General features: G+C 70.9%; 12 protein-coding genes. 3 read left to right on the plus strand and 9 right to left on the minus strand.

The features are described 5' to 3' along the window. Nucleotides 1–8: 8 nt before the first annotated feature. Nucleotides 9–2,900 carry a vitamin B12-dependent ribonucleotide reductase gene (locus tag IE269_RS14155; protein WP_189823230.1) on the minus strand — a complete coding sequence of 964 codons (2,892 nt, stop codon included), beginning with the start codon at nucleotides 2,898–2,900 and terminating at the stop codon, nucleotides 9–11. A gap of 164 nt (nucleotides 2,901–3,064) precedes the next feature. Then, a complete protein-coding gene (nrdR, locus tag IE269_RS14160; RefSeq protein WP_189823231.1) occupies nucleotides 3,065–3,577 on the minus strand; it encodes a transcriptional regulator NrdR in 513 nt (170 codons plus the stop codon). A 592-nt stretch (nucleotides 3,578–4,169) separates the two neighbouring features. On the opposite strand from nrdR, the gene lexA reads away from it, so the two are divergent. Continuing rightward, the gene (gene lexA, locus IE269_RS14165; protein ID WP_189823232.1) at nucleotides 4,170–4,955 is read left to right on the plus strand and encodes a transcriptional repressor LexA; all 786 of its coding nucleotides are present in this window, start codon (nucleotides 4,170–4,172) and stop codon (nucleotides 4,953–4,955) included. An 84-nt stretch (nucleotides 4,956–5,039) separates the two neighbouring features. Here lexA and IE269_RS14170 read toward each other — a convergent pair whose 3' ends face one another. From IE269_RS14170 to IE269_RS14190, 5 genes are all read right to left on the minus strand, one after another. Further along, nucleotides 5,040–7,022, minus strand: coding sequence for an ATP-dependent DNA helicase (locus IE269_RS14170; RefSeq protein WP_189823233.1), 1,983 nt, complete (start codon nucleotides 7,020–7,022; stop codon nucleotides 5,040–5,042). Nucleotides 7,023–7,096: 74 nt separating this feature from the next. Beyond that, nucleotides 7,097–9,025: an IucA/IucC family protein gene (locus IE269_RS14175; RefSeq protein ID WP_189823234.1), complete on the minus strand. Its 1,929-nt coding sequence runs from the start codon at nucleotides 9,023–9,025 to the stop codon at nucleotides 7,097–7,099. 90 nt (nucleotides 9,026–9,115) lie between these two features. Next, nucleotides 9,116–9,901, minus strand: coding sequence for a GNAT family N-acetyltransferase (locus IE269_RS14180; RefSeq protein WP_189823235.1), 786 nt, complete (start codon nucleotides 9,899–9,901; stop codon nucleotides 9,116–9,118). A gap of 114 nt (nucleotides 9,902–10,015) precedes the next feature. Further along, nucleotides 10,016–12,040, minus strand: a complete 2,025-nt coding sequence (locus tag IE269_RS14185; protein WP_189823347.1) for an IucA/IucC family protein — start codon at nucleotides 12,038–12,040, stop codon at nucleotides 10,016–10,018. Between the two features lie 115 nt (nucleotides 12,041–12,155). Next, a complete protein-coding gene (locus IE269_RS14190) occupies nucleotides 12,156–13,673 on the minus strand; it encodes a diaminobutyrate--2-oxoglutarate transaminase family protein (protein ID WP_438817548.1) in 1,518 nt (505 codons plus the stop codon). A 302-nt stretch (nucleotides 13,674–13,975) separates the two neighbouring features. On the opposite strand from IE269_RS14190, the gene IE269_RS14195 reads away from it, so the two are divergent. Together IE269_RS14195 and IE269_RS14200 are read left to right on the plus strand one after the other, a co-directional pair. Beyond that, the gene (locus IE269_RS14195) at nucleotides 13,976–15,199 is read left to right on the plus strand and encodes a trypsin-like serine peptidase (protein WP_189823236.1); all 1,224 of its coding nucleotides are present in this window, start codon (nucleotides 13,976–13,978) and stop codon (nucleotides 15,197–15,199) included. Between the two features lie 199 nt (nucleotides 15,200–15,398). Continuing rightward, nucleotides 15,399–16,598, plus strand: a complete 1,200-nt coding sequence (locus tag IE269_RS14200) for a trypsin-like serine peptidase (RefSeq protein WP_189823237.1) — start codon at nucleotides 15,399–15,401, stop codon at nucleotides 16,596–16,598. A gap of 140 nt (nucleotides 16,599–16,738) precedes the next feature. Here the strand turns inward: IE269_RS14200 and hflX are convergent, their stop codons facing one another. Together hflX and IE269_RS14210 are read right to left on the minus strand one after the other, a co-directional pair. Next, the gene (hflX, locus tag IE269_RS14205; protein ID WP_189823238.1) at nucleotides 16,739–18,217 is read right to left on the minus strand and encodes a GTPase HflX; all 1,479 of its coding nucleotides are present in this window, start codon (nucleotides 18,215–18,217) and stop codon (nucleotides 16,739–16,741) included. Nucleotides 18,218–18,455: 238 nt separating this feature from the next. After that, on the minus strand, nucleotides 18,456–19,925 hold the full coding sequence (locus IE269_RS14210) for a M1 family metallopeptidase (RefSeq protein ID WP_189823239.1): 1,470 nt from the start codon (nucleotides 19,923–19,925) through the stop codon (nucleotides 18,456–18,458). Nucleotides 19,926–19,959 lie beyond the last annotated feature (34 nt).

The following is a 19,959-nucleotide window of genomic DNA, read 5'->3' on the forward strand; positions in this document are numbered from 1 at the left end:
GCCGTGGTTCAGCTGCAACCGCTGGTCGAGCCGCAGCCCTCGCAGATGTAGCAGGAGCCGGCGCGCTGCATCTTCGTGCCGCAGGAGAAGCACAGCGGGGCGTCGGCGTTGATGCCGAGCTGCATCTCGACCAGTTCGGCCGAGGTGTGCGGGGCGTTCTGCTTGACGACCGGAGCCGGGGCCTCCACCTTGGGGGCGGCGGCGACCGGGGCCAGCGGCGCGGACTGCGACAGGCCCTCCACGTCCAGCTCGTCCTCCTCCAGCGACGGCTCGTACGAACCGGTGTCGAGGTGGCGCTGACGCTCCTCGGCGGAGTGGATGCCGAGCGCGGAACGCGTCTCGAAGGGCAGGAAGTCCAGCGCCAGGCGGCGGAAGATGTAGTCGACGATCGACTGCGCCATCCGCACGTCCGGGTCGTCCGTCATACCGGCCGGCTCGAAGCGCATGTTGACGAACTTCGCGACGTACGTCTCCAGCGGGACGCCGTACTGGAGGCCCACCGAGACCGCGATGGAGAAGGCGTCCATCATGCCCGCGAGGGTCGAGCCCTGCTTGGACATCTTGAGGAAGACCTCGCCGAGACCGTCGTCCGGGTAGGAGTTGGCGGTCATGTAGCCCTCGGCGCCACCCACCGTGAAGGAGGTGGTGATGCCCGGGCGGCCCTTGGGGAGGCGCTTGCGGACCGGACGGTACTCGATGACCTTCTCGACGGCCGTACGAATGGTGTCCTCGGCCTTGGCCGTGACGGCCTCCTTCTCCTTCTCCTTGGTCTTGGCGGAGAGGGGCTGGCCGACCTTGCAGTTGTCGCGGTAGATCGCGAGCGCCTTGACGCCCATCTTCCACGCCTCGAAGTAGACCTCTTCGACGTCCTCGACGGTCGCCGTCTCCGGCAGGTTGACCGTCTTGGACAGCGCGCCGGAGATCCAGGGCTGGATGGCGGCCATCATGCGGACGTGGCCCATCGCGGAGATGGAACGCTCGCCCATGGCGCAGTCGAAGACCTCGTAGTGCTCGGTCTTCAGGCCGGGGGCGTCGACCACGTTGCCGTTCTCGGCGATGTGGGCGACGATCGCCTCGATCTGCTCCTCCTGGTAACCCAGGCGGCGCAGGGCCTGCGGGACGGTGCCGTTGACGATCTGCATCGAGCCGCCGCCGACGAGCTTCTTGAACTTGACCAGCGCGAGGTCGGGCTCAAGGCCGGTGGTGTCGCAGGACATCGCGAGACCGATGGTGCCGGTGGGGGCGATGACCGAGGCCTGCGAGTTGCGGAAGCCGTTCTTCGCGCCGAGGCGGATGACGTCCTGCCAGGCCTCCGTGGCGGCGGCCCAGATCGGGTTGTCCAGGTCGTCGACGTGCACGGCGGCCGCGTTGGCGTCGGCGTGCTGCTTCATGACCTGCTGGTGCGGCTCGGCGTTGCGGGCGTAGCCGTCGTACGGGCCGACGACCGCGGCCAGCTCGGCGCTGCGCTTGTACGACGTACCCGTCATCAGCGAGGTGATGGCGCCGGCGAGGGCACGGCCGCCATCGGAGTCGTAGGCGTGGCCGGTCGCCATGAGCAGGGCGCCCAGGTTGGCATAGCCGATGCCCAGCTGGCGGAAGGCGCGGGTGTTCTCACCGATCTTCTCGGTGGGGAAGTCCGCGAAGCAGATGGAGATGTCCATCGCGGTGATGACCAGCTCGACGACCTTGGCGAAGCGCTCGGACTCGAAGGACTGGTTGCCCTTGCCGTCGTCCTTGAGGAACTTCATCAGGTTCAGGGAGGCGAGGTTGCACGAGGTGTTGTCCAGGTGCATGTACTCGCTGCACGGGTTCGAGCCGTTGATGCGGCCGGACTCCGGGCAGGTGTGCCACTTGTTGATGGTGTCGTCGTACTGGATGCCCGGGTCGGCGCAGGCCCAGGCGGCCTCGGCCATCTTGCGGAAGAGGGACTTGGCCTCGACCTCTTCGATGACGTCGCCGGTCATGCGGGCGCGCAGGCCGAACTTGCCGCCGTTCTCCACCGCGCGCATGAACTCGTCGTTCACGCGGACCGAGTTGTTGGCGTTCTGGTACTGGACGGACGTGATGTCGTCGCCGCCCAGGTCCATGTCGAAGCCCGCGTCGCGCAGGGCGCGGATCTTCTCCTCCTCCTTCACCTTGGTCTCGATGAAGTTCTCGATGTCGGGGTGGTCGACGTCGAGGATGACCATCTTGGCCGCGCGGCGGGTGGCGCCGCCGGACTTGATGGTTCCGGCGGAGGCGTCGGCACCGCGCATGAAGGAGACCGGACCGGAGGCGTTGCCGCCGGAGGACAGGAGCTCCTTGGAGGAGCGGATGCGGGAGAGGTTCAGGCCGGCGCCGGAGCCGCCCTTGAAGATCATGCCCTCTTCCTTGTACCAGTCGAGGATCGACTCCATGGAGTCGTCGACGGCCAGGATGAAGCAGGCGGAGACCTGCTGCGGCTGCGGGGTGCCGACGTTGAACCAGACGGGGCTGTTGAAGCTGAAGATCTGGTGCAGGAGGGCGTACGCCAGCTCGTGCTCGAAGATCTCGGCGTCCGCCGGGGAGGCGAAGTAGCCGTAGTCCTCGCCCGCCTTGCGGTACGTCTTGACGATCCGGTCGATGAGCTGCTTGAGACCGGTCTCGCGCTGCGGGGTGCCGACCGCGCCGCGGAAGTACTTGCTGGTGACGATGTTGACCGCGTTCACCGACCAGAAGTCGGGGAACTCGACGCCACGCTGCTCGAAGTTGATCGAGCCGTCGCGCCAGTTGGTCATGACGACGTCACGATGCTCCCAGACCACCTCGTCGTACGGGTGCACGCCCGGAGTGGTGTGGATGCGCTCGATACGCAGACCCTTGCTGGCCTTGGAACCCTTGTTGCGGGAACCTCGTGCCGGGCCGCTCGTCGTCTCGGTCATGCCGCCTCCCATATCGGGCTAAAACGCCCAGAAGTACCCAGTTCTTCCCAGGGCACGGTGTGTGTCGTGTTGCCCCGGCCGTCGCGCACGGCAGCCGTGACAGGTCTTGAAGTTCTTGTGTGCCGCCTGCTCGTCAACCGGCGAGAGGCGGAGCGGGGGCCGGACTAGTCGGCGGCCGCCGCAGGCACGGGAACCGACGGATTGCCGCCCGCCCCGTTCTCCTGGGCAACGGGCCGCTGGTCACGGAGTTCCGTGATGGCGGCCTCGAAGTCCTCCAGCGAGTCGAACGCCCGGTACACGGACGCGAAGCGCAGATAGGCGACGACGTCCAGCTCCTGGAGCGGGCCGAGGATGGCCAGACCCACGTCGTGGGTGGTCAGCTCGGCACTGCCGGTGGCCCGGACCGCCTCTTCGACCCGCTGGCCCAGCTTGGCGAGGGCGTCCTCGGTGACCGGGCGGCCCTGGCACGCCTTGCGCACGCCGGAGATGACCTTCGTACGGCTGAAGGGCTCGGTCACCCCGCTGCGCTTGATCACCATCAGCGAGGCCGTCTCCACCGTCGTGAAACGGCGGGAGCAGTCGGGGCACTGACGGCGCCTGCGGATCGACGTCCCGTCGTCCGTGGTGCGACTGTCGACCACTCGACTGTCGGGGTGCCTGCAGAAGGGGCAGTGCATGGTTCCAAGGCCTCCTTCGCGGCACGTCTGAAGAGCTTCGCCAGGTCGCGTGGCGGACCCTCGAAGCAGCTCCCAGCATAGTCGATCCCGAGCCCCAGGCGGACCACGGACCACAACTTGTGGGCGGCTGGAGCGATCCAACCACTAGATCTGGGGTTTCGGCGACTCTTCGCCCCTACGCGCGTGTCGCACCGCAAAGCGGCGGAAAGCCGCGGGGAGGGGCACCCGAGGGGCAGTGGGCGTCGACCGCCCACGAGGGTACGGGACGCACGGCACGGAGCGGGATTCCGCTCCCTCGGACGGCTCATCGGGGAGAGGTGCGACACCTCGCGGCGCGATGTTCGAGCGGGCGGCCCCCGAGCGGGACACAAGGAGGAAGGCTACCGTAATGAGCCGAATTGCCGTTCGGGCCCTTCGGCCACGGATCCAGGGACCCGTGGCCGTTGATCACCGCGGAACCCTCGTTCCATACACCCATCCGTACGAATAGGGCAGCCATTCTGCGGTTTTTCACTCGAACGTGTGTTTGGCGCAACCTTTCGAAAGCTACTACCGTTGTCCGGTCAGGGAGACCATTCGAGAGGGGCCGACCATGACCACCACCGCGGACAGCGCAACGATCGCCGCCCAGGACCGCTCCCAGGGCCGACTTGAGCCGGTGCATGCCATGAATGACGCGACCACGAACTCCGAGGGCGCCAAGCCCACCCGCTCGCTGCCCGGCCGACCTCCGGGCATCAGGGCGGACAGCTCGGGCCTGACCGACCGGCAGCGCCGGGTGATCGAGGTGATCCGGGACTCGGTGCAGCGCCGGGGATACCCGCCGTCCATGCGCGAGATCGGGCAGGCGGTCGGGCTCTCCAGCACGTCCTCCGTCGCCCACCAGCTGATGGCTCTCGAACGGAAGGGCTTCCTGCGCCGCGACCCGCACCGCCCCCGTGCCTACGAGGTGCGCGGCTCCGACCAGCCCAGCACCCAGCCCACGGACACGGCCGGCAAGCCCGCCGCTTCGTACGTCCCGCTGGTCGGCCGGATCGCCGCCGGTGGCCCGATCCTCGCCGAGGAGTCGGTCGAGGACGTCTTCCCGCTCCCCCGCCAGCTGGTGGGCGACGGCGAGCTCTTCGTCCTCAAGGTCGTCGGCGACTCCATGGTCGAGGCCGCGATCTGTGACGGCGACTGGGTGACCGTGCGCCGCCAGCCCGTCGCGGAGAACGGCGACATCGTGGCCGCGATGCTCGACGGCGAGGCCACCGTGAAGCGCTTCAAGCGCGAGGACAACCACATCTGGCTGCTTCCGCACAACGCCGCGTACCAGCCGATCCCCGGTGACGACGCGACCATTCTGGGCAAGGTCGTCGCGGTGCTGCGGCGTGTCTGACGCCCGCCGCGGTGATGTGAGAGGGCCCCGGGACCACTGAGGTGGTCGCCGGGGCCCTCTCGCTCGCCTGCGCGGATCCGGCGGCTATGTGCCCTCCGCCTTCGCCGCCGCGTCGATCGCGGCCAGCGAGCGGCGTACCTGATTGCGGTCGACGGTGTACCAGAAGTCCGGCATGGAGGCCTTGAGGTAGCTGCCGTACCGGGCCGTGGCCAGCCGCTGGTCCAGCACCGCCACGACGCCCTTGTCGCCCGTGGCCCGGACGAGTCGGCCGGCGCCCTGCGCCATCAGCAGCGCCGCATGCGTCGCGGCCACGGCCATGAAGCCGTTGCCGCCGTTCTCCTCGACCGCCTTCTGGCGGGCGCTCATCAGCGGGTCGTCGGGGCGCGGGAACGGGATCTTGTCCATCACCACGAGCTGGCAGCTCGGCCCGGGCACGTCCACGCCCTGCCACAGCGAGAGCGTGCCGAACAGACAGGTCTGCGGGTCGGCCGCGAAGCCCTTGATCAGCTCGCCGAGGGTGTCCTCGCCCTGGAGCAGGATCGGCATGTCGAGCCGCTCGCGCAGCGACTCCGCCGCGGTCTGGGCCGCCTTCATCGAGGAGAAGAGGCCGAGCGTGCGCCCGCCCGCCGCCTCGATCAGCTCGGCCAGTTCGTCGAGCATGTCCTCGCGCCCGGCGTCCCGGGTGGGGCGGGCCAGGTGCTTGGCGACGTACAGGATGCCCTGCTTGGGGTAGTCGAAGGGCGAGCCGACGTCGAGGCCCTTCCACTCGGGGAAGTCCTCGCCGTGCTGCCCCTCGGGGGCCAGGCCCAGCGAGGCGCCGACGCCGTTGAAGTCGCCGCCCAGCTTGAGGGTGGCGGAGGTGAGGATCACGGAGCGCTCGGTGAAGAGCTTCTCGCGCAGCAGCCCGGAGACGGAGAGCGGGGCGACGCGCAGGGACGAGGTCCCGTAGCGGTCGTTGCGCTCGAACCAGACGACGTCGTACTCCGAGCCGTTCGCGATGCGCTCGGCCACGCCGTGGATGTTCTCCACCATGGCGAGGGCCTGCTTGCGGACGGCGTCCTCGTCGGTGACGGAGCGGTCCTTGGTGGAGCCGAGCGCGGAGATCACCGTGCGGGCGGCGTCGCGCAGCGCCATCAGCGCGTACCCGAGGTCCTCCGGGATCTCCTCCAGGCGGCCGGGCAGGGCCAGCTCCATGACTCGCTCGAAGCTGTCGGACGCTGTCAGGAGGGCGTCCGCCGCCTTCTCGTTGACGATCTTCGCGGCGCGCTTGACGGCCCGGTTGACCTGCGTCGGGGTCAGCTCGCCGGTGGCGACGCCCGTGACCCGGGAGACCAGTTCGTGCGCCTCGTCGACGATCAGCACCTCGTGCTGCGGCAGGACGGGCGCGCCCTCGATGGCGTCGATGGCCAGCAGCGCGTGGTTGGTGACGACGACGTCGGCGAGCTTGGAGCGCTCGCGGGCCGCCTCGGCGAAGCACTCCGCACCGTACGCGCACTTGCTGGCGCCCAGGCACTCGCGGGAGGAGACGGAGACCTGGCCCCACGCCTTGTCGGAGACGCCCGGAGTGAGGTCGTCGCGGTCGCCCGTCTCGGTCTCGTCGGCCCAGTCGCGCATCCGCAGCAGGTCCTTGCCGAGCTTGCTGCTGGGCCCGGTGGACTCGTAGCTCTCGATCGGGTTGAAGAGGCCGTCCTCCTCGTCCTGCGGGGCGCCCTCGTGCAGGCGGTGCAGGCACAGGTAGTTCGACCGGCCCTTGAGCATCGCGAACTGCGGGGTGCGCCGCAGCAGCGGCTTGAGCGCCTCCACCGTGCGCGGCAGGTCACGCTCCACGAGCTGGCGCTGGAGGGCCAGCGTCGCGGTGGCGACCACAACGCGCTCGCCGTGGGCGAGGGCCGGCACCAAATAGCCCAGGGACTTTCCGGTGCCGGTGCCCGCCTGGACGAGCAGGTGGGAGTTGTCGTCGACCGCGTCGGCGACGGCCTGGGCCATAGTGACCTGGCCAGGCCGTTCCACACCGCCGACGGAGGCGACGGCGGCGTGGAGGAGCTCGGGGAGTGAGGGCTTCGTCATAGCCCGACCACCCTACGACGCACCACTGACAACGACGGTCACAGCCGGTTTCCTGGCCGCCGCCCTGGCGAGCCTCACAGCCGGTGCAGCGGGTTGGGCACGGTGCCGTGCACGGTGGCGTGCGGGCGGTGCGGGCGGTCCCGGTAGCCGTCGGTGTGGAGCCGGTTGCGGTTGAGGCAGAGCCGCTCCAGCCGGGGTGCGAGGAGGTCGAACATCTCGAAGCGCTCCTTGAGTTCGGGGAAGCGTGCCTGGTACCGGAGGATTTCAGCCCGTACGAGTGACCAGAACTCCGCCTCGGAGACGCCCAGTTGCTCCTCGCACAGCGGCGCGAGATAGCGGTACACACCGATGAAGAGCCCGGACTGAATGAACTGCGGCAGGAAGGACGCCGGTTCGGTCAGCAGGGTGGCGCGTACGTCGTCGGGCATGGCGTCGCGTTCCGGCAGCGGCTCCTCGCTGACGTTGACGTCGTCCACGAAGTCCTTGATCGCGAGGCGGACCGGGACGTCGTGCGCGTCGTAGACGACGATGGCGTTCTCGCCGTGCGGGGAGAACACCGTGCCGTACCGGTAGAGGAAGTGCAGCAGCGGCGGCAGGGTCGCCGCGAAGAGGCGGCGCAGCCAGCTCTCGGCGGGCAGCCCGGAGCGGTCGACGAGTTCCGCGACGAACGCCCGCCCGTCGGGGTCGGTGTGCAGCAGCGCGGCCAGGGTGCGGGCCCGTTCGCCGGGTTCGAGGCGGCCTTCGAGGGGTTCGCGCCAGATCGCGCCGAGGAGTTCCTTGTACTGGTACGGGGCCTCCGGCAGGTGGTCGTACACCGGGTGCTCGACGGCCACCGAGGCGACCTCGCCGAGCAGCACCACCCGGCACTCCTCCTTGAGGTAGGCGTCCGTGTCGTACAGCCCTTGCATCCAGGCGGTGACGGCGGGCGCGGCGACGGTGCGTTCGGTGGGCAGGCCGCGCCAGACGAGGGTGTTGAGGACGGACAGCGGCAGTTTCACGGTGTGCCGGTCGGGGCGGCTGACGTTGAGGAACGTACGGATGGACTGCTGCGGCAGCCTGCTGTCACCGTCGGCGGGCAGGGGGACGATCTCGCCTCGCGCCACTGCTGGTGCGAAGAGCGGCAGGATCGCCTCGTCCCACTGCCAGGGGTGCACGGGCAGACAGAGGTACGTCTCCGGATTCAGGCCTCTGCCCCGGAGGGTGTCCGCGAAGCACGCGCGCGTGTCGGCGTCGAGCTCCTGGGCGTACAGCTGCTGGGGGTCGGCGAGCGAGGGGATGCCCTGGTAGCGGGCGAGGGTGGTGCTGACGGCGATCCACGGGAGTCTGACCGGAGTGCGGCCCTCCGGGGCCCAGGCGGCGGTGTCCTCGGCGGAGAAGCCGACGCGGCCCTTGTTGAGGACGAGCCAGGGGTGGCCGGTCTGGTGGCCCTCCAGCTCGGCGTAGGAGAGCTCGGCGAGGCGGGCGGAGCTGACGGCCGTGTGGTCGAGGCGGGCGTCGGCGGCGAGGGTGGCGGTCAGCTCGCGGACGAGGTGGCCGAGGGTGGCGCCGTCGAGGTCGAGGAGGCGGCGGGCGAGGACCATGAAGCGCACGGGGTCGTGGAAGGGGCGGCGCTCGGGGTGGTCGTGGTCCTGGAGCTCGATGGTGTCCGGGTCGACGCGCCAGCTGCCGTAGGAGCCGCGGCGGGCGCGGAAGGACAGTATTTCGCCGTTGTCGAGGCGGAGGGTGTGGGGTGTCCATGCCACGGGGTGCGTGGGTTCCTCGGCGGGGTGCGCGGGTGCGTCGGCGGCGGGGATCGGCTCGATGATCTCCTCGTACGCGAATTCCGCGAGCGTCTTGGCGAGCAGCCGGCCGGCCGCGCGCTCCCAGAGCGCGCCGGTGAGCTCGGGCGGGGCGAGCAGCACCGGCGGTGGTGCGGGGGCCTGGTCCGGTGCTCCGGTGCCGGGCGGAGGTCCGGCCTGCGCCGGGAGGGGGGTGGGCGTCGGGACGGGGAGGGGCTTCGACACGGGGACTCCTCGGGGTGGGACCGATGCGGAACGAGCAGTGCGAGACCGGTGGTGCGGGGCGAGCGGGACGGCGCGCGGGCAGGAGGGCGGCTAGGCCTGCGGCCGGGGGGCGCGGTCGCGGATCATGAGCGCGGCCGTCTTGTCGGGGAGGTCGACGTCGGCGTCGCGCCGGAAGCCCGCGCCGAGGAAGGCGCGGACGGAAGGGGTGTTGCGGACGTCGGGTTCGGCCACGACACGGGAGCACGTCGGCCGGTGGTCCAGGACGAGACCGGCGACGGCCCGCAGGAGTGCCGTACCGAGGCCCCGGCCGCGGTCGGCGCCGTCGCCGAGGAGGAGGTGGACTCCGGTGTCGTGCGGGCGGGCCGGGTAGTGGCGGGCCAGCGGGTCGAGGTCGGCCCGGTAGATCTCCCAGTAGCTCATCGGTACGCCGTCGAGGACGCCCAGGCAGGGCACGCTGCGTCCGTCGCCGTCCAGTTGGGGGCGCAGATGGGCGGCGGTGACCTCCTCCGGGCCCGCCAGTTCCCAGAAGGCGGCGACGGCGGGGTCGTTCATCCACCGGGTGAGGAGCGGCAGGTCGGCTTGGGGGTCCACGGGTTGCAGCCGGAACTTGCCCACGGGGGTGGCGGTCGCCGGCCAGTCCGCGACCGAGTCCAGCAGGTCGTCCTCCTGCGCAACCCCGAACCTGGCGACGAACTCGTCGGGCAGCCGGAGCTCCAGGGTGTCCTCGTTGCTCGGCCTGGCGAGGTCACTGGGCCTCCCGAGGTCGTTCGGGCTCCCGAGATCGCTCGGCCTCCCGAGGGCGCCGGGGTCGGCCGGGGAGGTGCTGCGGGGAGCCGGGTCGGCTCCGCCGTCGGTGCTCGCTTCGATGGGGGGCACGGCGGCGCTCCTCTCAGCGGGCCGATGGGGTGGCCGGCCCGCGGCTGGAATGGGTGCGAAGTGGGGGAACTTTCCGGTGGGGGCGGGGCGTTGGGACGGTGAGCGAGCTGTGGGTCAGGGGCGGAGGGGGTTGGTGAGGGTGACGTAGACGGACTGGGTGTCGACGGGGCCCACGAGCTCGTCCAGGCCGTGCAGCCGGGTGAGCAGGTTGGCCTTGCAGCGGAGCGTGGGCTTCTCCAGGAGCTGGGCGGGCAGCGTGGACCCGAGCCCGGTGGACTTGCCGAGGAACTGGCGCAGCGCGGCGATCAGCACGCGTTCGTCGGCGAGACGCTGGGCGCCGAACGCGCCGATCAGGCCGAGGATGTTGTTGATGCCGAGGTAGTAGGCGAAGCGTTCATCGGTAACGGCGTCGCTGACGAAGGTGTCGCTGTGCTCCCCGATGCCGGGCAGCCGGGATTCGAGGGCGTCGCGGTGGGACTCGCGGAAGTAGTAGCCCTGGTTGTCGCGGTAGCGGCCGCCGACCGGCCAGCCGTCCTGGTCGAGCAGGACGAGGGTGTTCTGCTGGTGCGCCTCCAGGGCGACGCCGGCCTGTCCGTCGAGCCAGAGCACGGGGCGCACGACCTGGTCGAGGTAGCGCAGGAACCACTCGGCGGAGACCGCTCCCGCGGGCTTTCCGGTACGAGAGGCCAGTCGCGCCACGCAGTCCGCGAGCCGGGAGTGCATTCCGGTCCGGCCGGGCCAGGGGCGGGGCGCGGTGAGGCCCGCGAGGCAGACGGCGTCGTCGGCGGGTCCGAAGGGGTTGTGCCGCAGGACGACGTCCAGGCCCGGGACGGGTTCGCCGTCCGGGGTGTCGACGGCGAGCCAGGCCGGGTCGCGGACGATGTCGAAGCCGGGGTGGGCGGCGTGCCACTGCTCGGCGAGGCCGCCGCGCAGCAGGCGGTGCACTTCGACGCCCCGGTGGAGTTCCTTGCGGAGGTTCTCCCGGCGGGAGTTGGTGATCCGTACGCCCAGCGAGAGCTTGAGCATGGCCGCGGCGCCCGGCCGGTGCACGGTGCGCACGGAGGAGGTCGGGTGCCAGTCGTCCCCCAGGGGGCCGAGGTCGTGCAGCAGTCCTTCGTCGAGGAGTGCGGCGACGGCGGGGCGCAGCGCCGCCTCGCGCGCCTGCCACGGGTGGAGCGGAAGCGGTACCGACCCTTCCGGCAGCTGTGGGTCGCCGGCCAGCCGGGTGGCGAGCTGCTCGGCCTTGAGGGTGCGGCCGCGCTCGGTCCACGCGGAGTCCTGGGCAAGCACGGAACGGTCGACGGCCATCCAGTGCAGCGGGAAGGAACCCCGCAACTCCGGTGAGTAGAGCCGCGCTTCGGCCTCGGAGAGCCCTTCCCGGCTCTTGGGCGTGGGGTGCGTGGGGTGGCCGAGCAGCAGCGACTGTTCGGCGGTCAGGAAGAGGTCGGCTTCGGCCCTCGGGCCGGGGTCGGCGCGCCGGTCGGCGAGGAAGTCTGCGGTCCTGCGCACCGAGTCGGCGACCCGGCCGACCAGGTCGGCACCTTCCGACGGGGTGCCTGCTTCCGACGGGGTGCCCGCTTCGGACGAGGTGTCTGCTTCCGACGGTGTGCCTGCGGAATCCCCGGGCGCCGTCTCCCGTCCGAGGAGCGCGGCGAGGGTCACCGCGTCGACGGTCGGGGCGTGTCCGGGGCCGCTCGCGAGCATCGGCATCCCGAAGCGGTGCCAGCCGGCGACGGACCAGTAGCGGACGGGCACCAGGAGCGAGGTCCCGGTGTTCGCCAGCGGGATCCGCAGGGTGCTGCCCTGGGGGCGGGGCACGCCGGTTTCCCGTACCCAGCAGCGCAGGAGGTTCTCGACCGCCGCCGCGTCCGCCGCCGTCCGCGGGTCGGGGTGGTCGAGGAGGTCGGGACGCGGCCGCAGCGGGGCGGGCTGCGTCCCGTGCGCCTTGGACAACTGCCGCGGGACGGTGACGGGCTCGGCCGGGACCGGCTCGCAAGGGACCGGCTCGCAAGGGACCGGCTCGCAAGGGACCGACTCGGCCGCCGCCGTGGACGAGTCCGGGACGTCCGGCCCGGTCCCCCGGCCTGCTGCGGCATCGACGGCCTCACCGGCTGCCTCTGCGCCGACATCTGCGCCGATTTCTGCGTCGGCATCTGCGCCAACGGCTTCGACTGCGGTGTCCTCATAGGTGTCGGATGCGGGAGTGGGGTTCACGGAGGGCTTCCTTGTGAGGTTGTTCCGGCGTCGGCCGCTGTCAGCACGGTGTGCCGGTGGTTTCCTGGCGGTACTGCTCCTGGCCGCACGATTCCGGGCCGCGCGGCCCGCGACGGTGCTGCGCGCTCTCGGCGGCGGCGAGCGCGTCGGCGAACCGGTCCAGCACCGCGACGGCCTGTTCGTCGGTGAGGGTGAGCGGGGGCAGCAGCCGTACGACCGCCGAGTGCCGGCCGCCGACCTCGACGATCAACCCGCGCCGCAGACACTCCTGTTGCACGGCGGCGGCGAGTGCGGGTGCGGCATCGGCCGGCCTGCGCTCCGTGTCCTCGTCGCCCGCACCCGCACCGGCCCCGCTCTCGGGATCGACCAGCTCGACGCCGATCATCAGCCCGCGCCCCCTGACGTCACCGATCACCGGATGCTCGGCGGCCAGCGCGCGCAGCTGCGTGAGCATCCGCGCGCCGAGGCTCCCCGCCCGCTCCGCGAGCCCGTTCTCCCGTACGTACCGCAGGGTGGCGGCCCCTGCGGCCATGGCGAGCTGGTTGCCCCGGAAGGTGCCCGCGTGCGCGCCGGGCTCCCAGGCGTCGAGTTCGGCCCGGTAGACGATGACGGCCAGCGGCAGACTGCCGCCGATCGCCTTCGACATGACCATGACGTCCGGCACGATCCCACTGTGCTCGACCGCCCAGAACGCCCCCGTCCTGCCGACGCCGGTCTGCACCTCGTCCACGATCAGCGGAATCCGGCGGTCCGCGGTGATCTCCCGCATCCTCCGCAGCCAGCCGTCCGGCGCCGGGATCACGCCGCCCTCGCCCTGCACCGGTTCGAGGATCATCCCGGCGGGCCGCGGCACCCCGCCCTTGGGGTCGTCCAGCAGGCTCTCCGTCCAGCGCGCGCCGAGCGCGGCCCCCCGCTCGCCGCCGGTCCCGAAGGGGCAGCGGTAGTCGTACGGATAGGGCAGCCGCGTCACGCGCACGCCCGGCGCACCGCCGGACGCGTCGAGCGCCCCCGCGGTCATCCCGTGGTAGGCGCCGGTGAACGACAGCAGCCCGGTGCGGCCGGTGGCGGTGCGCACCAGTTTCAGCGCGGCCTCGACGGCGTCGGTCCCGGCCGGTCCGCAGAACTGCACCCGTGCGTCGGCGGCCAGTCCCGGCGGCAGGGTGGCGAACAGCTCGGTGGTGAAGGCGTCCTTGACCGGGGTGGCCAGGTCCAGGACGTGCAGCGGGGCGCCGGAGTCGATGACCTTCTTGATCGCTTCGAGGACCACCGGGTGGTTGTGCCCGAGCGCCAGGGTCCCGGCCCCGGAGAGGCAGTCGAGGTAGCGCCGCCCGTCCGCCCCTTCGATGGTCAGCCCGCGCGCGCGTACGGGCACGATCGGCAGCGAGCGCGCGTACGTCCGGGCGGCGGACTCGCGCAGCGACTGCCGCCGCAGGATGCCCTCGTGAGCCACCGTCGGCCGGTCGGCGGCGGGCGGACCGCCGGGCGGAACGGCCGCAGCCGGTTGCGCGACGACACCCGGTTGTGCGACGACTGCCGGAGCAGGTTCGGTCACGGCCACGACTGCTGGTCCTCCCCCAGGTGTTCCTTTTGTGCGGAATGGCGCACCTTGCCCCGCAGGGTTGAACGCCGACCGGTTATCCCTCGTACGTACCAACGACAGTGACCCCGAAGGATCACGGGCAATCAGAAGATCCTTCCGGCGGGGAACCGCGGCCCTGCCGTTGGCCGTCCCCAACCTCACCGGCATAGTGGTGGCGGTCTCCGGCACCCGTGGACATCGCCGGCCACCACGCCGGTGTCCACGCTCCCGGTGCCGTACCGCCACACCCGTCACGTTCGAAGTCCCAGGGGGATCAAGAGATGCGACCCATACGCCCGACCCGCACCGTTCGCCAGGGGAGGAGCGCGCGTCGCGGAAGTGCGCCCTTGATGTCCGCCGCAGGACTCGTCGCCGCGCTCGCTCTGACGGTCACGGCCTGCGGGCCGACCGAGGACGGCGCCGCCGGCACGCCGACCGCACCGGCGACCGGTTCGGCGGCCACGACGGGTGGTTCGGGCGACGACAAGATCAAGATTCCGGACGATCTCAAGGACCGGCTCAAGGAGCACGGGATCGACCTGGACAAGTGGAAGAACGGCGACTGGAAGAACTGGAACAAGGACGACTGGCTGCGCGAGGCCGAGGACTTCGTCAACCCGATCATCGCGGGCCTGTGGAACCCGGACCGCATGAAGGACGCGGACAAGCAGCCGCAGAAGCCCGTCGACAATGACATCTCGGGCGACAAGGGGGTCACCGACCCGATCCCCGCCCGCCTCCCGGCGAAGGCCGCCAAGGCTCCGTACCACTCCGCCGCCCCCGAGTCCGGGCGGTTGCTGTTCGACGGCCCCGAGGGGTCGATGTCCTGTTCCGCCACGGTCGTGAAGGACCCGGCGCACCCGGGCAAGTCCAACCTGGTGTGGACCGCGGGCCACTGTGTGCACGCGGGCGCCAAGGGCGGCTGGTACCGCAACGTCGCCTTCGTCCCCTCGTACAACGACCAGGCCCGCCGGGTCTCCGGGGAGACCACCCGCGAGCAGATCGCGCCGTACGGCGTGTGGTGGGCCAAGAGCGCCGACACCTCCGCCCAGTGGATCTCCCAGGGCGGCCCGACCGGCGGCGACGGCGCCCCGTACGACTTCGCGGTGCTGAGCGTCACTTCGGAGAAGGGCGGGGGCAAGTCCCTGGAGGAGACGGTCGGTTCGGCGCTGCCGGTCGAGTTCAACGCACCGGCCGTACCGAAGATCGCGAGCATGGAGGCGACCGGCTACCCGGCGGCGCCGCCCTTCGACGGCGAGCGCATGTACCAGTGCAAGGACAAGCCGGGCCGCCTGGCGATCAAGCCCGCGCAGCCCACGATGTACCGCATCGGGTGCAGCATGACCGGCGGTTCGTCCGGCGGCGGCTGGGTGGCGCAGGGCCAGGACGGCAAGCCCGCGCTGGTCTCCAACACCTCGATCGGCCCGGTCACCGCCGGCTGGCTGGCCGGCCCGCGGCTCGGCCCCGAGGCCAAGGCCGTCTACGAGAAGGCCGGTTCGCGCTAAATGCGTCACCGCGGGCGCACCTTCGGGGTGCGCCCGCACGGGCCTGCGGCCCACGCCGCGCGGGCCCTTCTGCTACCTTCCCGCACGGCAGTTCCGTACATGACACCTCTGTGCATGGCGCATCCGCACACCAGGCACTTGTGTATGACGCGCTCATGACACCTCTGCACATCCGGTACATCCAGGGGGAAACATTTCCATGCGATCCATACGTCCGCTGCTGGCCGCCACCGGCCTCGCCGCGGCACTCGCGCTGACGGCCACGGCCTGCGGCCCCACCGAGGACAAGGCCTCCGGCGGCGGCGACAAGGCGTCCGCCCCGGCCGCCTCGACGCCCGCCGGGGACGCCTCCGCGGGCAACAGCGACATCGCCCTTCCCAAGGACCTCGCCGACAAGCTCAAGGAGCACGGCGTCGACCCCGAGAAGTGGAAGAAGGGGGAGTGGCAGAACTGGGACAAGGACAAGTGGCTGCGCGAGGCCAAGGACTTCGTCAACCCGGTCATCGAGGGCCTGTGGAAGCCCGAGCGGATGCGCACCGCCAAGGACCCCGCGAAGACGATGGCCGCCGGTGACCTCTCCGGCGGGCAGGGCGTCAGCGACCCGACTCCGCGCCCGGTGCAGGCGCAGCGCGAGAAGACTCCGTACACCAAGCACGGCGCCCCGGTCGGGAAGCTCTTCTTCGACTCCCCCAAGGGCCACATGGTCTGCTCCGGCACCGTGATCAAGGACGTGAACAACCCGGGCAAGTCCAACCTCGTGTGGACCGCCGGGCACTGTGTGCACGCGGGCGCGGCGGGCGGCTGGTACCGCAACCTGATCTTCGTCCCGGCGTACAACAACAACGCCCTGTCGCCCACCGCCCTCCAGGCGGCCCCGCCGCAGGAGGAGGCACCCTACGGCGCCTACTGGGCGGACTGGGTCGCGACCTCCGGCGAGTGGATCCAGGGCGGCGGTCCGACCGGCGGCAACGGCGCTCCGTACGACTACGCGGTCATGCACGTGAAGCCCGAGAAGGGCGGCAAGTCGCTGGAGGAGACCGTCGGCACCGCCGTGCCGGTCGACTTCAACGCGCCCGACACCCGGCGGATCAGCGCGATGGGCGCGTGGGGCTACCCGGCGGGCCCGCCCTACGACGGCTACGTGATGCACAAGTGCGTGGACCGTCCGGGCCGGCTGTCGCTGAGCCCGTCCACGCCCTCGATGCACCGCATCGGCTGCACCATGACCGGCGGTTCGTCCGGCGGCGGCTGGTTCATGAACCGTGCGGGCGGCGGCCTCAGCCTGGTCTCCAACACCTCGATCGGCCCGGTGACGCACGGCTGGCTGGCCGGCCCGCGACTGGGCAAGGGCGCGGAGCAGATCTACACGATGATGAGCAAGCGGTACGGCAAGAGCTGACGCCGTCCGGCAGACAGAAGGCCGGTGGCCCGCACCCTCGTGACGAGGGTGCGGGCCACCGGCCTTTGCGCATGTGCACGGTACGAGGCCGAGCCGCGCAGCCCGAGGGCCGCGCGGCGTGCCTCAGTGCGGGTGGGTCCTCAGTGCGCCGTGGGGATGAACGTGGCGAACTCCGCCGCCAGTTCCTCGTGCACCCGCGCCTTGAGCAGCGTGCCCTCCTCGGTGTGCTCCTCGGAGATCACCTCGCCCTCGGCGTGCGCCCGCGAGACCAGTGCGCCCTGGATGTACGGCACGAGCACCTCGATCTCGACCGAGGGGCGCGGCAGTTCGCGGTCGATGAGCTGAAGGAGCTCCTCGATGCCCTGGCCCGAGCGGGCCGAGACCGCGATGGCGCGCTTCTCGATGCGCAGCAGCCGCTGGAGGACGACCGGGTCGGCCGCGTCCGCCTTGTTGATCACGACGATCTCCGGGACGTCGAGCGCGCCGACGTCACGGATCACCTCGCGCACGGCGGCCAGCTGCTCCTCCGGCGCCGGGTGCGAGCCGTCCACCACGTGCAGGATGAGGTCGGAGTCGCCGACCTCCTCCATGGTGGAGCGGAACGCCTCGACGATGTGGTGCGGCAGGTGCCGCACGAAACCGACGGTGTCCGCCAGCGTGTAGAGCCGCCCGCTGGGCGTCTCGGCACGGCGCACGGTCGGGTCGAGGGTGGCGAACAGTGCGTTCTCCACCAGTACGCCCGCGCCCGTGAGGCGGTTGAGCAGCGAGGACTTGCCCGCGTTGGTGTACCCGGCGATGGCGACCGAGGGCACCTTGTTGCGCTTGCGCTCCTGGCGCTTGAGCTCGCGGCCGGTCTTCATCTCCGCGATCTCCCGGCGCATCTTCGCCATCTTCTCGCGAATGCGGCGCCGGTCGGTCTCGATCTTGGTCTCACCGGGACCACGGGTGGCCATGCCGCCACCGCCGCCGCCACCCATCTGACGGGACAGCGACTGACCCCAGCCGCGCAGACGCGGCAGCATGTACTGCATCTGTGCCAGGGCGACCTGCGCCTTGCCCTCTCGGGACTTGGCGTGCTGGGCGAAGATGTCGAGGATCAGGGCGGTCCGGTCGACCACCTTGACCTTGACGACGTCTTCGAGGTGGATGAGCTGGCCGGGGCTCAGCTCACCATCGCAGACCACGGTGTCGGCGCCGGTCTCCAGGACGATGTCCCGGAGCTCCATGGCCTTGCCCGAGCCGATGTACGTCGCCGGGTCGGGCTTGTCGCGCCGCTGCACGACACCGTCGAGCACGAGTGCTCCGGCGGTCTCGGCGAGCGCCGCCAGCTCTGCGAGGGAGTTGTCCGCGTCCTGCGCGGTCCCCGAGGTCCACACACCGACCAGCACGACGCGCTCCAGGCGCAGCTGCCGGTACTCGACCTCGGTGACGTCCTCGAGCTCGGTGGAGAGGCCGGCCACGCGGCGCAGTGCGGCGCGCTCGGAGCGGTCGAACTGGTCGCCGTCCCGCTCTCCGTCGATCTCGTGGCTCCAGGCGACGTCCTCTTCCATCAGGGCATCGGCCCGCAGGCTGTCTGTGATGTTGTCGTTCTTGGAAGGGGAAGAAGTGGAGGGGGTCATTGGGTCCTAACGTCGTGGTGTCGATGTGTGGAAGAGCCGCAGGCCTCCCCTCGAGGGGAGACCGAAAGGCCCCGTCGACAGTCACAACGCGTAACGGTCCCGGATGATTCCCGAAGGACCCCGGTGATTCCCGATAGCTTTCCGGAAGCGGATCTTCCGCTCGGCCGTGCCGTCGACCCGTCGATGGTCGCACGGCACGGCCCTGTCGTCACACGGGTTTATCGCCCGCCCCGGGTGCTCAGCGGTGGCTCTCCGGGCCCTCCGCGGCCGCGCTCCGCCACTCCGAGTGCCCGGGCATCGGCGGGGTCTTCTGTCCGTACAGCCACGCCTGGAAGAACCCGGCCAGATCACGCCCCGCGACCTCGGAGGACAGCTTCACGAAGTCGGACGTGGTGGCCACCGCGTCGCGGTGCTCGCTCACCCAGCGCCGCTCCACCGTCTCGAAGGCCTTCTCGCCGATCTCCTGGCGCAGTGCGTACAGGACGAGCGCGCTGCCCTCGTAGACCACCGGCCGGAAGATGCTGATCTTCTGGCCGGGCTGGGAGGGCTTCGGCGCGGCCGGGGGGCCGCCCGCCCGGCGCCAGCCGTCGGAGCTCGCGTAGGCCGCCTTCATGCGCTCCACGAGGGGGCGCTCCTTCTCCGCGTACAACGCCTCGTACCACGTGGCGTGTCCCTCGTTGAGCCACAGGTCGGACCAGGAGCGCGGGGAGACGCTGTTGCCGAACCAGTGGTGCGCCAGTTCGTGCACCATGATCGAGTCGACGTACCACTCCGGGTAACCGGCGCCGGTGAACAGCGACCGCTCGAAGAGCGACAGCGTCTGCGTCTCCAGCTCGAAGCCGGTGTCGGCCTCGGCGATCAGCACTCCGTACGTCTCGAAGGGGTAGCGCCCGACGCGCTTCTCCATCCACTCCAGGTGCGCGGGCGTCTTCTTCAGCCACGGCTCCAGCTTCTGCACGTCGGCGGCCGGGACGACGTCGCGCACCGGCAGCCCGTGCGGCCCCTTCCGGTGCAGGACGGCGGACTTCCCGATCGACACCTGTGCGAGTTCCGTCGCCATGGGGTGGCTGGTGCGGTACGTCCAGACCACGGCCCCCTGCGGCTCCTTCACCGCACGCGGCTTCGCGGAGGGCAGTCCGTTGGCGACGACGGTGTGCTCCTTGGGCGCGGTCACCCGGAAGGTGAAGTACGCCTTGTCGGAGGGGTGGTCGTTGCAGGGGAAGACCCGGTGGGCGGCGTCCGCCTGGTTGGCCATGGCGAGCCCGTCGCCGGTGCGCACCCAGCCGCCGTCGGAGACCTTGCCGACGGGGTTGCTGGTGTGCTGGACGGTGATGACCGTGCGGCTCCCCTTGTGCACGGGTTTCGCTGGCGTGATCACCAGGTCCTCGCCGGAGGTGGCGTACTTCGCGCGCGTGCCGTTCACCTCGACGGACTGCACGGTGCCGTGCGCGAAGTCGAGGTTGACGTGCTCCAGCGTCTGGGTCGCCCGCGCCTCGATGCGCGTCACGGCGTTCAGCGGCTTGCTGTTGTCGCCGCCGTAGGTGAGGCCGATGTCGTACGAGAGGACGTCGTACCCGGGGTTGCCCAGGTGCGGGAAGAGGGTGTCGCCGATCCCCAGGGGGACGGGCGCGGGCAGGACCGCGCCGACGAGGGAGACGGAGGCGACGGCCAGCAGGGCGGCACGCAGGCGCCGGGAGGTGAGCAGCATGAACTACCGCTATCAGCGCCGAAGTCCGCAGGCG

It is taken from the genome of Streptomyces spiroverticillatus, assembly GCA_014650415.1.
Lineage (GTDB): Bacteria > Actinomycetota > Actinomycetes > Streptomycetales > Streptomycetaceae > Streptomyces > Streptomyces spiroverticillatus.

Bases quoted from the DNA above. Each gene is read 5' to 3' on its own strand.
- IE269_RS14210 (WP_189823239.1), bottom strand. From the start codon at position 19,925: ATGCTGCTCACCTCCCGGCGCCTGCGTGCCGCCCTGCTGGCCGTCGCC.
- IE269_RS14155 (WP_189823230.1), bottom strand. From the start codon at position 2,900: ATGACCGAGACGACGAGCGGCCCGGCACGAGGTTCCCGCAACAAGGGT.
- lexA (WP_189823232.1), top strand. From the start codon at position 4,170: ATGACCACCACCGCGGACAGCGCAACGATCGCCGCCCAGGACCGCTCC.
- IE269_RS14170 (WP_189823233.1), bottom strand. From the start codon at position 7,022: ATGACGAAGCCCTCACTCCCCGAGCTCCTCCACGCCGCCGTCGCCTCC.
- hflX (WP_189823238.1), bottom strand. From the start codon at position 18,217: ATGACCCCCTCCACTTCTTCCCCTTCCAAGAACGACAACATCACAGAC.
- IE269_RS14195 (WP_189823236.1), top strand. From the start codon at position 13,976: ATGCGACCCATACGCCCGACCCGCACCGTTCGCCAGGGGAGGAGCGCG.
- IE269_RS14200 (WP_189823237.1), top strand. From the start codon at position 15,399: ATGCGATCCATACGTCCGCTGCTGGCCGCCACCGGCCTCGCCGCGGCA.
- nrdR (WP_189823231.1), bottom strand. From the start codon at position 3,577: ATGCACTGCCCCTTCTGCAGGCACCCCGACAGTCGAGTGGTCGACAGT.